Source organism: Variovorax sp. CF313 (assembly GCF_000282635.1).
Taxonomy (GTDB): Bacteria; Pseudomonadota; Gammaproteobacteria; order Burkholderiales; family Burkholderiaceae_C; genus Variovorax.
On record NZ_AKIW01000028.1, the window covers coordinates 25778 to 40278 of the forward strand.

Annotated in this window: 10 protein-coding genes; 1 reads left to right on the forward strand and 9 read right to left on the reverse strand. The window is 68.3% G+C overall.

What is annotated here, in order from left to right:
• Nucleotides 1–49: 49 nt before the first annotated feature.
• From PMI12_RS09410 to PMI12_RS09435, 6 genes are all read right to left on the reverse strand, one after another.
• Nucleotides 50–2965, reverse strand: coding sequence for a ribonucleoside-diphosphate reductase subunit alpha (locus tag PMI12_RS09410; protein WP_007831437.1), 2916 nt, complete (start codon nt 2963–2965; stop codon nt 50–52).
• 349 nt (nt 2966–3314) lie between these two features.
• Nucleotides 3315–3938, reverse strand: a complete 624-nt coding sequence (gene ampD, locus PMI12_RS09415; protein ID WP_007831439.1) for a 1,6-anhydro-N-acetylmuramyl-L-alanine amidase AmpD — start codon at nt 3936–3938, stop codon at nt 3315–3317.
• Nucleotides 3925–5490: a sigma-54-dependent transcriptional regulator gene (locus PMI12_RS09420; RefSeq protein WP_007831440.1), complete on the reverse strand. Its 1566-nt coding sequence runs from the start codon at nt 5488–5490 to the stop codon at nt 3925–3927. The genes ampD and PMI12_RS09420 overlap by 14 nt, the downstream gene beginning before the upstream one ends.
• A 5-nt stretch (nt 5491–5495) precedes the next feature.
• Nucleotides 5496–7193, reverse strand: coding sequence for a two-component system sensor histidine kinase NtrB (locus PMI12_RS09425; RefSeq protein WP_007831441.1), 1698 nt, complete (start codon nt 7191–7193; stop codon nt 5496–5498).
• Nucleotides 7190–7450 carry a PP0621 family protein gene (locus tag PMI12_RS09430; protein ID WP_007831442.1) on the reverse strand — a complete coding sequence of 87 codons (261 nt, stop codon included), beginning with the start codon at nt 7448–7450 and terminating at the stop codon, nt 7190–7192. The genes PMI12_RS09425 and PMI12_RS09430 overlap by 4 nt, the downstream gene beginning before the upstream one ends.
• The gene (locus tag PMI12_RS09435; RefSeq protein ID WP_007831443.1) at nt 7447–8259 is read right to left on the reverse strand and encodes a cytochrome C assembly family protein; all 813 of its coding nucleotides are present in this window, start codon (nt 8257–8259) and stop codon (nt 7447–7449) included. Before PMI12_RS09435 ends, PMI12_RS09430 begins: the two co-directional genes overlap by 4 nt.
• Before the next feature lie 184 nt (nt 8260–8443).
• Between PMI12_RS09435 and ffh the strand changes: the two genes are divergently transcribed.
• Nucleotides 8444–9832 carry a signal recognition particle protein gene (ffh, locus tag PMI12_RS09440; RefSeq protein WP_042673110.1) on the forward strand — a complete coding sequence of 463 codons (1389 nt, stop codon included), beginning with the start codon at nt 8444–8446 and terminating at the stop codon, nt 9830–9832.
• A gap of 188 nt (nt 9833–10020) precedes the next feature.
• On the opposite strand, the gene mdoH is transcribed toward ffh, so the two are convergent.
• The 3 genes from mdoH to PMI12_RS09455 all read right to left on the reverse strand — a co-directional run bounded on the left by mdoH (nt 10021) and on the right by PMI12_RS09455 (nt 14474).
• Nucleotides 10021–12027: a glucans biosynthesis glucosyltransferase MdoH gene (gene mdoH / locus PMI12_RS09445; RefSeq protein ID WP_007831446.1), complete on the reverse strand. Its 2007-nt coding sequence runs from the start codon at nt 12025–12027 to the stop codon at nt 10021–10023.
• A gap of 402 nt (nt 12028–12429) precedes the next feature.
• Nucleotides 12430–13818 carry a sigma 54-interacting transcriptional regulator gene (locus tag PMI12_RS09450; RefSeq protein WP_007831448.1) on the reverse strand — a complete coding sequence of 463 codons (1389 nt, stop codon included), beginning with the start codon at nt 13816–13818 and terminating at the stop codon, nt 12430–12432.
• The gene (locus PMI12_RS09455) at nt 13815–14474 is read right to left on the reverse strand and encodes a hypothetical protein (RefSeq protein ID WP_007831449.1); all 660 of its coding nucleotides are present in this window, start codon (nt 14472–14474) and stop codon (nt 13815–13817) included. Before PMI12_RS09455 ends, PMI12_RS09450 begins: the two co-directional genes overlap by 4 nt.
• Nucleotides 14475–14501: the final 27 nt, after the last annotated feature.

A 14501-nucleotide genomic window follows, 5' to 3' on the forward strand; every position in this document is an offset into this window, starting at 1 on the left:
GCCGCGCGATTTTTTTTCTTCGCACGCGCCTCGCTGATTCAGCGCAGCGTCACTGGCACGCTTCGCAGGTCGGATCGTCGACACCGCAGAACGCGATGTCGGTGGCGGGCATCGCGCTCATCTGCGCCTTCGCTGCGGCAGCGGCGGCTTCGAGTGCGCTCATGCCCGAGGGTGCGTCGTTGCCCGACGACACTGCGTTGAGACGGCCCGATTGCACCGTCGATTTTTCGGCGTGCGTCGCGCTCTGCGTGCGCAGGTAGTACGTGGTCTTCAGGCCGCGCACCCATGCGAGCTTGTAGGTGTCGTCGAGCTTCTTGCCCGATGCGCCGGCCATGTAGATGTTCAGCGACTGCGCCTGGTCGATCCACTTCTGGCGGCGCGCGGCAGCTTCCACCAGCCATGTCGTTTCGACTTCGAACGCGGTGGCGTAGAGCGCCTTCACGTCCTGCGGCACGCGGTCGATGGGGCGCAGCGAGCCGTCAAAGTGCTTCAGGTCCATGACCATCACGTCGTCCCACAGGCCCAGGCGCTTCAGGTCGCGCACCAGGTAGTGGTTGATCACGGTGAACTCGCCCGACAGGTTCGACTTGACCGACAGGTTGCCGAAGCAGGGCTCGATCGAAGCGTCCACGCCGATGATGTTCGAGATGGTCGCGGTCGGGGCGATGGCCACGCAGTTCGAATTGCGCATGCCGTCGGCCTTGATCTTCTGGCGCAGCGTGTCCCAGTCGAGGGTGGCCGAGCGGTCGACCTCGACGTAGCCGCCGCGGGCCTTCTCGAGCAGGTCGAGCGAGTCGATCGGCAGGATGCCCTTGTCCCACAGCGAGCCCTTGTAGCTCGAGTACTTGCCGCGTTCGCGGGCCAGCTCGGTCGAGGCCCAGTAGGCGTGGTAGCAGATGGCTTCCATCGACTCGTCGGCGAACTGCACGGCTTCCTGCGAGGCGTAGGGAATGCGCAGCTCGTACAGCGCGTCCTGGAAGCCCATCAGGCCCAGGCCGACCGGACGGTGGCGCAGGTTGGAGTCGCGCGCCTTCTTCACGGCGTAGTAGTTGATGTCGATCACGTTGTCGAGCATGCGCATCGCGGTCGAGATCGTGCGCTTGAGCTTTTCCTGGTCGACCTTGCCGTCCTTCAGGTGCTGCAGCAGGTTCACCGAACCCAGGTTGCAGACGGCGGTTTCGGTGTCGCTGGTGTTCAGCGTGATCTCGGTGCAGAGGTTCGACGAGTGCACCACGCCGGCGTGCTGCTGCGGCGAGCGCACGTTGCAAGCGTCCTTGAACGTGATCCAGGGGTGGCCGGTCTCGAACAGCATCGTGAGCATCTTGCGCCACAGGTCGGTCGCCTGGATGGTGCGCGCGGGCTTGATGTCGCCGCGGGCAGCCTTCTCTTCGTAGGCCACGTAGGCCTTTTCGAAGTCTGCGCCGAACAGGTCGTGCAGGTCGGGCACGTTGGAGGGCGAGAACAGCGTCCAGGTGCCCTTTTCCATCACGCGGCGCATGAACAGGTCGGGAATCCAGTTGGCAGTGTTCATGTCGTGCGTGCGGCGGCGGTCGTCGCCGGTGTTCTTGCGCAGCTCCAGGAACTCCTCGATGTCGAGGTGCCAGGTTTCCAGGTACGTGCAGACCGCGCCCTTGCGCTTGCCGCCCTGGTTCACGGCCACGGCCGTGTCGTTCACCACCTTCAGGAACGGCACCACGCCCTGCGATTCGCCGTTCGTGCCCTTGATGTGGCTGCCCAGCGCGCGCACGCGGGTCCAGTCGTTGCCCAGGCCGCCCGCGAACTTCGAGAGCAGGGCGTTTTCCTTGATCGACTCGTAGATGCCGTCCAGGTCGTCGGGCACGGTGGTCAGGTAGCAGCTCGACAGCTGCGAGCGCAGCGTGCCGGCGTTGAACAGGGTGGGCGTGCTCGACATGAAGTCGAACGACGACAGCACTTCATAGAACTCGATGGCGCGGGCTTCGCGGTCGATTTCGTTCAGCGACAGGCCCATGGCCACGCGCATGAAGAAAGCCTGCGGCAGCTCGATGCGCGTCTTGCGCACGTGCAGGAAGTAGCGGTCGTACAGGGTCTGCAGGCCGAGGTAGTCGAACTGGTTGTCGCGCTCGGCCTTCAGGGCGGCGCCCAGGCGGGGCAGGTCGTACTGCAGCAGCTTCTCGTCGAGCAGCTCGTTCTCGACGCCCTTCTTGATGAACTGCGGGAAGTAGTCGGCGTAGGCGGTGGCGCGCTCGACCGGCATCACTTCGCGGCCGATGATTTCCTTGAAGATCGTGTGCAGCAGCAGGCGCGCTGTGGCGAAGGTGTAGTCGGGGTCCTTCTCGATCAGCGTGCGGGCTGCGAGGATGGACGCCTTGTAGACCTCGTCGAGCGGCACGCCGTCGTACAGGTTGCGCATCGTCTCGGCGACGATCGGCGCGGCCGTGATGCTGTCGCCCAGGCCTTCACAGGCGGACTCGATCAGGCCCTTGAGTTCGTTCAGGTCGAGCGCGACCAGTTCGCCGTTGTCCAGCACGTGCAGCGCGGGCGCGGCCGGCACGTCCTGTTCGCCCTGCTTCGAACGCTCTTGCGAGCGGCGCTCGCGGTACAGCACGTAGGCGCGGGCGATTTCATGGTGGCCGCCGCGCATCAGGCCGAGCTCGACCTGGTCCTGCACGTCCTCGATGTGGAAGGTGCCGCCGCCCGGACGCGAACGCACCAGCGCGCGGATCACACCCTGCGTGAGCACATCGACCGTTTCGCGCACGCTGGCGGAAGCCGCGCCCTGGGTGCCGTGCACGGCCAGGAAGGCCTTCATCATCGCGATCGCGATCTTGTTCGGCTCGAAGGGAACAACGGCGCCGTTGCGCCGGATGATCTGGTAGTGGGCGAGGTTCTGGCCGCTGGGGGAGCCAGCAGTGTCTCGCTGCTGTTGCAGTGACGTCGAGGGAACGGCACGCGGGGTCGATTGGGGGTTCAGGGCTGTTTGCATTCGCTTCCTCTCGGTTGGCAATTCTTGTTGGATGGCGGCGCCTGGTCGGGGCACCGCGCCGGTGTGGATGACCGGACGGAGGACACTATATCTAGGGTGCCGGGGGTCTACAAGCCACTACAGGTAGTGTTTTGCGGCAATTTTTGGTAGTAGGGGTAACTATCTAGGCATCGGCACGGCCGTCGATGCCGCGTGGACACTGGACTATGGTCGCGCAACCCGCATGGAGCTTGGCTTGCAAGACGATTTGGGCCTGCAGGGCGCATGGTTGCTGCATCGCGCGTTCGCAACTTTCGTATTGCTGCGCTGCACGAGTGGCGCATCGCGGGGCGCCGGGCGATTGAAAAAATTAGCGCTGCGTCACCTGCGGCGGAAACATCTGTGGATTCCAGCCGAGCTGTTCACGCAGCCGACGCCACTCGAAGCCCGCGCCTGGGTCCTGCTTGCGGCCCGGCGCGATGTGCTCGTGGCCGGCGATGTGCGCGATCGGATAGTGCTGCGCGACCGCTGCGCACAGGCTCGCGAGCGTCTCGTATTGCGGCTCGTCGAACGGCTGGCCCTCGAGTCCTTCGAGCTCGATGCCGACGGAGTCATCGTTGCAGTTGCCGCGGCCGCGCCACGACGATGCACCGGCGTGCCAGGCACGGTCGTCGCAGCTCACGAACTGCCAGAGTTCGCCGTTGCGGCGCACGTAGAAATGAGAGGACACCTCGAGCCCGCGGATCGACTGGAAATAGGGGTGCGCGTCCCAGTCGAGCTGGTTGGTGAAGAGCCGCTGCACCGCATCGCCGCCGTATTCGCCGGGCGGCAGGCTGATCGAGTGCAGCACGATGAGGTCGGTCTGCGCGCCAGCGGGCCGGGGCCCGAAGTTGGGCGAGCGCAGCGCCTTCGCGAAGCGGTACCAGCCGGCTTGCCAGAGTCCGTCGTCGCCGTTGTCAGGAGCGCCGGGCGTGGGTGCTTCAGTCGTCGGCATGGTTGCTCGCGCCATCGTCGCCGTTGGGCGTGGTGATGCCCAGCCGCGCGATGCGGTAGCGGATCTGGCGCAGGCTCATGCCGAGCCGTGCGGCGGCCGCGGTGCGATTGAAGCCGCTCTCGTGCAGCGCGCGCACGAGGATTTCGCGCTCCTGCTGGTCGAGGTAGGCCTGCAGGTCGGAGGGCAGCGGCGGCGGTGCGGCCTTGGGTGGTGCGACCGGCGCCATCGGCAGCGGAGCCGGCGCGGCAGCAGATGCATCGGCAGCGGGCGACAGCGGCGCCGGCGCGGATGCCGCGGCTTCGACGGAGGCGGTGAAGCCGCCCATCAGGTCGAGGTGCAGTTCGTCGCCGTCGTTCAGCGCCACCGCGCGGTGCAGCAGGTTCTCGAGCTCGCGCACGTTGCCGTTGAGCGGGTGCTGCGCGAGGCGGCGCAGCAGGTCGTCCGAAAGGTGCGGCACCGGCAGCCCGCCGTCCTGCGCGATGCGCGACAACAGCGCGGCGCACAGCGCGGGCAGGTCCTCGCGGCGCTCGCGCAATGCGGGCACCGCGATCTCGATCACGTTGAGGCGGTAGAAAAGGTCTTGCCGGAAACGGCCTGCCTGCACTTCGGCGTGCAGGTCTTTATGGGTGGCGCTCACGATGCGCACGTCGACGGCGTCTTCCTGCGTCGAGCCGATCGAGCGCACGCTGCGCTCCTGGATCGCGCGCAGCAGCTTCGACTGCATGGCCAGCGGCAGGTCGCCGATCTCGTCGAGAAACAGCGTGCCGCCGCGCGCGGCCTGGAAGTAGCCGTCGCGGTCCTGCGACGAGCCGGTGTACGAGCCCTTCTTGGCACCGAAGAACTCGGCTTCGAGCAGGTTCTCGGGAATCGCGCCGCAGTTCACCGCGACGAACGGCCCCTCGCTGCGCTGGCTGCAGGCATGCACCGCGCGCGCCACCAGCTCCTTGCCGGTGCCGGACTCGCCGCGTACCAGCACCGGTGCCATGCCGCGCGCCACCTTGGCGATGCGCGACTTGACGAGGCGCATGGGCTCCGACTCGCCCACGAGACGGTCGAGTGCGGCGATGCCGGTGCTGGAGGTGGCCACCACGGCGTCGCTGATGACGTTGTTGTTGACGGCGGGCGCAGCCTGCGCCAACTTGGCCATCGGCTGCGGCGCGTGCCGCGCCTGCACCGCGGAGGCCACCACGGCGCGGAACTGCTTCAGATCGACCGGCTTCGTGAGGTAGTCGAAGGCGCCGGCCTTCAATGCTTCCACCGCGTTCTCGGCGGAGCCATAGGCCGTCATCACCACGCAGCGCTCGCTGCGCTGGTCTTTCTGGATGCGGTGGATGATTTCCATGCCCTGCCCGTCGGGCAGCCGCATGTCGGTGATCACCGCGTCGAAACGGCCGGCCTCCAGGTGCTCCCACGCTTCCGACACGCTGCCGGCGGCCTCGACGCGATAGCCCTCGCGCAGCAGCGTCAGTTCGTACAGCGTGCGCAGGTCGGGCTCGTCGTCGATGACCAGGATCTGCGCCGGCCGCTGTGTGGAAGGGGTGGAGTTGCTCACGGGCGTTATTGTGTCAGCCGGTTTTCGCTGGCGGCAAAGCTGACGAAGAATTCGTTGCCCTCGGGTCCGCCCGGCACCAGCGCGCGCCGCTCGTAGCCGATGGTGGCGCCGTGCCGCCGGCACAGTTCGCGGCACAGGAACAGGCCCAGCCCGCTGGAGCGGCTCTCGGACGAGAAAAAGGGTTCGAACAGGTGCCGCTGCACCGCCGGTTCCAGCGGCGCGCCGTCGCTCCACACCATCAGGCTCGGGCGGTTGCTGCCGCCGCGCTGCTGCGCGGTCAGCACCTGGATCGAGCCTTCGCTCTTGCCGGCGTAGCGTGAGGCGTTGTCCAGCAGGTTCACGATCAGCCGGCGCAGGTGCTCGGCGTCGAAGCGCACCTCGCTGCCGGGCGCGTCGAGCGACACCAGTACGCCCTTGCGCTGGGTCTGGCGCACCCATTCCTCGGCCAGCACCTGCACCGCGGGGTCGAGCACGACCTGCTCGCCGAGCGACAGCACGCGCTGCTGGCGCGCGCGCGAGACGTCGAGCACGTCGTCCACGATGCGCGCGAGCCGCTGCGCGTTGTGCTGCACCATGCTCGTGAGCTTGCGGTGCGCGGGATCGGTCAGGTCTTCGTTGAGCAGCGCGCTGGCCTGCGTGATGGCGGCCAGCGGATTGCGGATTTCATGCGCCACGGCGGCCGACATGCGGCCCATCGCGGCCAGCTTCTCGGTGCGGATGCGGGCCTCGAGCTCGCGCAGGTCCTGCAGGAACATCACGCACAGGCTGTCGAGGCGCTGGTCGCTGGTGGGCGTGAGCCGCGTGCGCACGCGCACTTCGCGCGCCGCACCGCGCGCCTGCGCGACGGGAATTTCTTCCGTCTGCGGCGCCCGGCGCGCGAAGGTCTGGCGCGCCAGCGCGGCCAGTGCATGCCAGGCGGGCTGGGCATGCAGCGGGAACGGCAGCGTCAGCTTCGCCAGGCCCTGGCCGAGGATCGCGTCGGCCGCCGGGTTGGCCGCATGCACCAGGCCTTCGGCGTCGATCACCAGCACGCCTTCGCTCAGGGTCTCGATCACCAGGTCGTTGACCTGCGCCTGCATCTGCGCGCTGCTGCGGCTGCGCTGCGCCACGGCTTCCTCGCGCGCCAGCCGGCGGGCCATTTCGTGCGCGAGCAGCGCCACCACGAACAGTCCGGTGCCGGTGAGCGCCGCCTGCACGAAGCGTGCCGACGAATCGACCGGCTGCTGCAGCCAGTGCCAGCCCGCGTCGGCCAGCAGCAGCAGCGTGACGGTGGCGGTGGTGCCCAGGCTCACGATCATGGTGCCGAGCACCGCGCTCATGAGCACCGGCAGCGCGAACAGCGGCGTGTAGTTGACGCTGCCGCCCTGCAGCACCTGCAAGGCGGTGAAGGCGGCCAGGTCGATGCCGATGGTCAGCAGCCAGAGCGCGGCGAAGCCGCGGATCGGCGGCTGGACGCGCCTGTAGCGCATGCCCAGCCAGGTCGCGACGAGGTACAGGGCCGAGATGGCGATGGCCACCGGCTGCATCGTCTGCCCGATGGCAAAGGCCACGCCCTGCAGCAGCACCAGCACCAGCGCGACGAAGCAGCGCGCGCCCATGAAGCCGCGCCAGAGCCGGATCAGCGCCGTGCTCTCGTCCGGGTGCTGGTCGAGCACGTCCCAGTCGGTGACCGGCTCGCCGCGCGCCCAGAGCGGGGAACTCATCGCGCGGCGGCCGCTTCGCGGTGCGCAGCGCTGCAATAGACCGCGCCGCCTGGGCCGGAGAGGGCGTCGGTCGCGGGCAGGTGCAGCCCGCAATGAGCGCAGCGCACCATGGCCTGCGGCGGCCCGGGCGGAGTGGGGACGCGTTGCTGTGCCTTGGCCGCGCGCTCGCGCATGGCGTCGCGCATTTCTTCGCGCCGGTTCTTGCGCCAGAGCCAGATCGCGACCCAGAGCACCGCGAGAACGAGGAGGTATTTCATACGGGAGGCCGGGCCAGCACCACTTCGAACACGAAGCGGGAGCCCACGTAGGCCAGCAGCAAAAGGGCGGAGCCGGCATACAGCACGCGCCGCGCCGTACGGCCGCGCCAGCCGAAGCGGGCCCGGCCGGTCAACAGGATCGCGAAGGTGAGCCAGGCGAGCACCGAGAAGGTGGTCTTGTGGTCCCACTTCCAGACGCGGCCCGCGGCGCCGTACAACTGTTCGCTGAACAGCAGGCCGGCCAGCAGCGTGGCCGACAGCAGCACGAAGCCGGCTGTGACGAAACGGAAGGTGAGCCGCTCGAGCGTGAGCAGCGGCACGCCGCCCTGCGGTTCGGCGGTGGCGAGCCGGATCTGCTTTTCGGCGCGGGTGATCAGCCAGGCGTGCACGACCGCAGCGCCGAACAGGCCGTACGAGGCGATGCCGAGCGCCAGGTGCAATGGCAGCCACGGCGAGGCCGTGACATGCAGCGGCGTGCCCGGGAACAGGATGGCCAGCAGCACCGCGGCCGCGCCCAGCCAGGCCAGCGCGCGCCGTACTTTCAATTGGGGATACATGCGGCTTTCGACCGCGTAGACGGTGAGCACCAGCCACGCGGTGACCGACAGGGCGGGCGCAAAGCCGAAGCGCGGCTCGCCGCCGATGAGGCCGTGGACCAGCACGGCGGCATGCAGAAGCCATGCAATGCCGAGTGCCCACTGGGTCGATTGGCGGCTCAGTCTTGCGCCGGCAGCGGCGACAAAACCGTAGGCAGCCCCGGCGGCGATGCCCAGCGCCACGCCGAGTGGGGAGGGGATCGCTAAAATCATCGGCTGGAGTTTATCTCCCCCAGGCTTGCGCACTTCGTGCCGCAGCGCCAACCCCCTCACCGGGGGCGGCACCGGAGGCCCGGCCAAGCCGGTTCCCCGGCGTCTCGCGAAGGGGCGCAAGCCGCCGATTCAGGTACACGACTTTCCAATGACCCGCTGCGGCGGGCAGCAAGGCATCCCGCTCATGGCCACCGCCCTCACAGAAAAGTTCTCCCGCCTCGTCAAGACGATGAGCGGCCAGGCCCGCATCACCGAAAGCAACGTGCAGGACATGTTGCGCGAAGTGCGCATGGCGCTGCTGGAAGCCGACGTGGCGCTGCCCGTGGTGCGCGACTTCGTGGCCCGGGTGAAAGACAAGGCGCTCGGCCAGGAAGTGCTGGGCTCGCTCAAGCCGGGCCAGGCGCTGGTCGGCATCGTCAACCGCGAACTGGCCGCCACCATGGGCGAGGGCGTGTCCGACATCAACCTCGCGGCTCAGCCGCCGGCCGTGATCCTCATGGCCGGCCTGCAGGGCGCCGGCAAGACCACCACCACCGCCAAGCTGGCCAAGCACCTGATCGAGAAGCGCAAGAAGAAGGTGCTGACGGTGTCAGGCGACGTGTACCGCCCCGCCGCCATCGAGCAGCTCAAGACCGTCACCAAGCAGGCCGGCGCCGAATGGTTCCCGAGCACGCCCGACCAGAAGCCGCTCGACATCGCGCGCGCAGCGCTCGACCACGCCAAGCGCCACTATTTCGACGTGCTGCTGGTCGACACCGCCGGCCGCCTTGCGATCGACGAAGCGCTGATGACCGAGATCAAGCAGCTGCACGCGGCGGTCGACCCGGTCGAGACCCTGTTCGTGGTCGATGCCATGCAGGGCCAGGACGCGATCAACACCGCCAGGGCCTTCAAGGAAGCGCTGCCGCTCACCGGCATCATCCTGACCAAGACCGACGGCGATTCGCGCGGCGGTGCGGCGCTGTCGGTGCGGCAGGTCACGGGCGTGCCGATCAAGTTCGCCGGCACCAGCGAGAAGATCGACGGCCTCGAGGTATTCGATGCCGAGCGCCATGCGGGCCGCATCCTCGGCATGGGCGACATCGTCGCGCTGGTCGAGCAGGTCACGGCCGGCGTCGACGTGGCGGCGGCGCAGAAGCTCGCGGCCAAGGTCAAGAGCGGCGCGGGCTTCGACCTGAACGACTTCCTGGGCCAGCTGCAGCAAATGAAGCAGATGGGCGGGCTCTCCAGCCTGATGGACAAGCTGCCCACGCAAATGGCCGCCAAGGCGACCGAGGCCGACATGACGCGCGCCGAGCGCGACATCCGCCGCAAGGAAGGGATCATCCAGAGCATGACCCCGCTGGAGCGCCGCAAGCCCGAGCTGCTGAAGGCCACGCGCAAGCGCCGCATCGCGGCCGGCGCCGGCGTGCAGGTTCAGGAGGTGAACCGCCTGCTCAACGAGTTCGAGCAGATGCAGGGGATGATGAAGAAGATGAAGGGCGGCGGCCTGATGAAGATGATGAAGAAGATGGGCGGCATGAAGGGCATGGGCGGGATGGGCGGCCCTGGTGGCCCGAAGCTGCCGTTCTGAGCGAACGCCACACGCACATATATATAAGAAGGCCCGCCGGTTCGCACCGGCGGGCCTTCTGTCTTCAGGGCTGCACTTCGTAGACCTGCTGCGCCTCGGCGGCTGCGTGCACGCCAGCGCGACCTGCATGCCCGCCATGAAAAAAGCCGACCCTGAGGCCGGCTTCGGGGCGCTGTGTCTTCAGCGCATCAGGCGGTTGCCAGTGCAGCAGGCCGCGCGAGGCGAACCGCATGCATCCACGCACGGCGCAGCACGGCCGGCGAGCGCGATTCCTCTGGAATCAGCAGGAAGCCGCGGTCGCGCAGCGTGGTGCCCAGTGCGATCTGGCTGGTCAGCACCGTCAGCGGAATCGCCAGCAGCAGCGGCAGGCCGACGGGCATGAGCCAGATCAGCGCGCTCGGGTCGATCATCGCGACGCCGACGGCCAGCATGGCGATCACCAGCGTCATGGGGGCCAGCTGCGACGCGGCGACCTTCCACGGCACGGCGGCGGCTTCGCGCGGGGGCGACTTCCAGTCGAGCTTGATGCCGGTGAGGGCGACCAGCACGAACAGCGAGTGGGCCAGCATGCGGACCGGGGCCTGCACGATGGCGAGGCCGCTTTCCATCATGGAGCTCTTCACGAGGCCCCACACACCGCCGTACTGGCGTTGCTCGCCGCGCATCAGCACGGCAGCGATGCCCAGCACGCGCGGCAGGAACAGCAGGCACAGGGTCCAGACCCACAGGCCGGCCAGTTCGGCGGGCAGCACGCTCCAGCTCGACACGAGGCTCGAGCCGCTGAGCCACAGGGCGGTGCCCAGCGTCAGGAAGGCCAGCCACAGCGGGGCGGAGACGTAGGCCATGGTGCCGGTCACGAACATCGCGCGGTGCACCGGGTGGATGCCGGGCTCGGCCATCAGGCGGGCGTTCTGCAGGTTGCCCTGGCACCAGCGGCGGTCGCGCTGCAGTTCGGCCAGCAGGTCCGGCGGTTGCTGCTCGTAGCTGCCAACGAGGTCGGACACCAGCCACACGTTGTAGCCGGCACGGCGCATCAGCGCGGCTTCGACGAAGTCGTGCGACATGATGCCGCCCGACATGCCGCCGGTGCCCTTGATCGGGGCCAGCGCGCAATGCTTCATGAAGGGTTCGACGCGGATGATCGCGTTGTGGCCCCAGTAGTGCGATTCGCCCAGTTGCCAGAACTGCATGCCCAGCGTGAACAGGCGGCCCGTCACGCGGGAAGCGAATTGCTGTGCGCGGGCATGCAGCGTGACGTGGCCGATGGCCTGCGTCGCGGTCTGGATGATGCCGGCGGTGGGATTGGCTTCCATCAGCTTGACCATCGAGGTCAGGCAGTCGCCGCTCATCACCGAGTCGGCGTCGAGCACGACCATGTAGCGGTAGTCCTTGCCCCAGCGGCGGCAGAAGTCGGCCACGTTGCCGGCCTTGCGGTGCGTGCGGCGGGTGCGCAGGCGGTAATACACCTCGACCTGCGGCTGGTTGGGGCTCTCGGCCAGGGCGGCACGCAGGTCTTCCCAGGCGGCGCGCTCGGCGGCGGCGGTCTCGGGGTTGTAGCTGTCGGACAGCACGAACACGTCGAACTGCTTTGCGTGGCCGGTGGAGGCGACCGATTCGCAGGTGGCGCGCAGGCCGGCGAATACCGTGGCAACGTCTTCGTTGCAGATCGGCATGATGATCGCGGTGCGGGCCTCGGGGTTCATCGGGTGGTTGGCCACCTGTTTCGCCGACAGGGCGTGCTTGTCACCGCGTACCGAGACGTAGAAGCCCATGAGTGCGGTCACGAAGCCGGTCACGACCCAGCCCGAGAGCAGGCCGTACAGGCCGATCTGGCCGTATTCGAGCCAGACGTTGTCGTAGTCGGGTTGCACGCCGGCGAACAGCGTCGAGGCGATCACGGTGCTCAGCACGGTGAGCAGCATGAACGCGTTGCGGCGCTGGGCCGCGGCACGCTGCCACGGTTGGCGGGCTTCGGCCGGGCCGGCGCTTTGGCGCTTGCCGCCGGCACCGAGCCTGACCAGCAGGGCGGTGCCGATGCTGTTCCAGAAACCGCGCCAGGGGCGGGGCGTCATCGAACCGCGGTTGACCGGCGGGGCGGTGACCGAATTGGGATGGCGTTCCTCGCGAACCGCGCTGCGGTGCGAAAAATCGGTGTCGGCCAGCACGTTCAGTTGGGAGAAGTCGTTCGGCTTCATGTGATTTACCAACGTTGCTTGTCGAGGGAAGGGGTGTCGCCAATGGCAGGAAAGCGCTTGATCACGCAATCCGGCTCGGCGCCGCCAGCGCTTGCGAGCGCGGCGAGCGAATGGCCCGCGGCACGGGGCCGCGAGGAGGAAAACTGCTTTTGACGCAGGCCGTCGCGCTGCTGGCGCAGTGCGAAAGATGGGCTGGTTAGTGCTGTCATGCCAGTACAGGGGCAAACCCTGTGCCAGGCTGGAAAAACGCTTTCAGATCAATGACTTGGACCGATCCGGAGGTGTTTTTCGCGGGAGGAGGCTGCCGGAAGGCCTCCAAACCCCTGTTTTTGTCGCCGAATCCCGACAAGCCTCCTGGGCGGGTAGGGATTGGCTATATAAATCAATGACTTAGGGGCGTCGCTACTCGGCGACAGGGTCCCCGCCAGGAGCGACAGCGTCGGCCTTGAAGTGGCCTGGCGTGAGTTCGTGCTTCTGCAGAAGCCGGTAGAACTCCGTGCGGTTGCGATCGGCCAGGCGGGCCGCATCGGCCACGTTGCCGTCGGTCAGTTTCAGCAGGCCGACGAGGTAGTCGCGCTCGAAACGCTGCTTGGCCTCGGCGTAGGTCTGGACCTCGACCGTCGGCACGCGCAGCGCGCGCTGCACCAGCGCCAGAGGAATCAGCGGCGAGCTCGACAGTGCGCAGACCTGCTCGACCACGTTGAACAGCTGGCGCACGTTGCCCGGCCAGGCGGCCGTGGTCAGCGCCTTCAGCGCCTCGGGTGCGAAGCCCGACAGCCGCTTGCCGTACTTGGTCGACAGGCGCTGCAGAAAGTGGTTGGCCAGCAGCGGAATGTCCTCGCGCCGCGCCGACAGCGGTGGCAGCGTGAGCGTCACCACGTTCAGGCGGTAATACAGGTCTTCGCGGAACTGGCCGGCCTCCATTGCGGCGTCGAGGTCGCGATGGGTGGCCGAGACGATGCGCACGTCGACCTGGATCGACTGGCTCGCGCCCAGCGGGCGCACCGCGCGCTCCTGCAGCACGCGCAGCAGCTTGACCTGCAGCGCGGGCGGCATGTCCCCGATTTCGTCGAGCAGCAGCGTGCCGCCGTCGGCCTGCTGGAACAGGCCCTTGTGGTTGGCATGGGCGTCGGTGAAGGCGCCCTTCATGTGGCCGAACAGCTCCGACTCGAGCAGCGCTTCGGGAATGGCACCGCAGTTGACCGCCACGAAGGGCTTGTCGGCACGCGCGCTGGCCTTGTGGATCGCGCGCGCGAGCATTTCCTTGCCGGCGCCCGAGTCGCCGCGCAGCAGTACCGAGGCGTCCGACTTGGCGACCATGCGCGCCTCGGCCAGCAGTTCGGCCATGCGGTTGCTGCGGCTCACGATCTCGGAGCGCCAGCTGTCGTCGCCGGCCTTGCTCGGCGTGGTGGCGGGCGCGCCGAGCGCCAGCGCCTGCGCGATCTTGTCGAGCAGCTCACGGCCGTCGTAGGGCTTGGTGAGGTAGGTGAACACGCCACGCGCCGTGGCCTCGACCGCGTCGGGGATGGTGCCGTGCGCGGTGAGCAGGATCACCGGCAGCGAGGGATGGCGCTTGCGGATCTCGTCGAAGAGCTGGAGGCCGTCGCGCCCGGGCAGGCGCACGTCGCTCAGCACGAGCTGCGGGTGTTCGATCTCGAGCTGCGTGAGCGCAGTCTCGGCCGAGGTGACGGCCGTGACCTGGTAGCCCGCCGAGCTGAGCCGCATCGAGAGCAGCCGCAGCATGTCCGGGTCGTCGTCGACCACGAGGAGGCGGGCGCCGGTAGTGCTCATGGGGTCGGTTTGCTTCCGTTGGGCGCCGCCGGTGCTGCGGGCGCCGTGTTGGGCCGCGCGAAGCTGCGCTCGATGGCGCGCAGCGCTTCGATGCGGTCGTTCAGCTGGTCGATGCGGCGCTGGCTGTCGCGCAGCTGCTGCACCTGCTTGTCGCGATCGTCCTCGACGCGGCGCTGCTCCACGTAGCGCGCGGCCAGGGCGCGTGCCAGCGGGTGCAGGGCCTGGGCCTCGGGTGCGGGGTTGGCGATCACGCGCTGCAGCAGGCCCAGGGCACGCGCCAGGTCGGCCGGCACGCGGGTCTGCGAGAGCAGCAGCGCCAGCTGCATCTGCGTGGTGGGCGAATCGCCCGGGTCGCCGATGCGCGAGATTTCCGTGCTCAGGTCGGCGCCGTTCAGCGGGCGCACCTTGTCGGCATACGACAGCATGGCCGCCTGCGGTCCCTGCGTCATCAAAGTAAAGAGCGACGAGGCGGGCTGCGTGGCCGGCGCCTTCGGCTCGGCCTCCACCGGCATCACGCGCGGCACGACCGGGGGCGGCGGCAGCGCCTCGGCCTCCGCGGGCGGCTTGGGCTGCGTGGCGCAGGCGGCCAGCAGCAGGACGAAAGGCACGGTCATCGCCCCGGCGAAGGAGGAACGGCGGACGAACGAAAAAGACATGGGTCGAAGAAAGGACGCGAGGCGGTG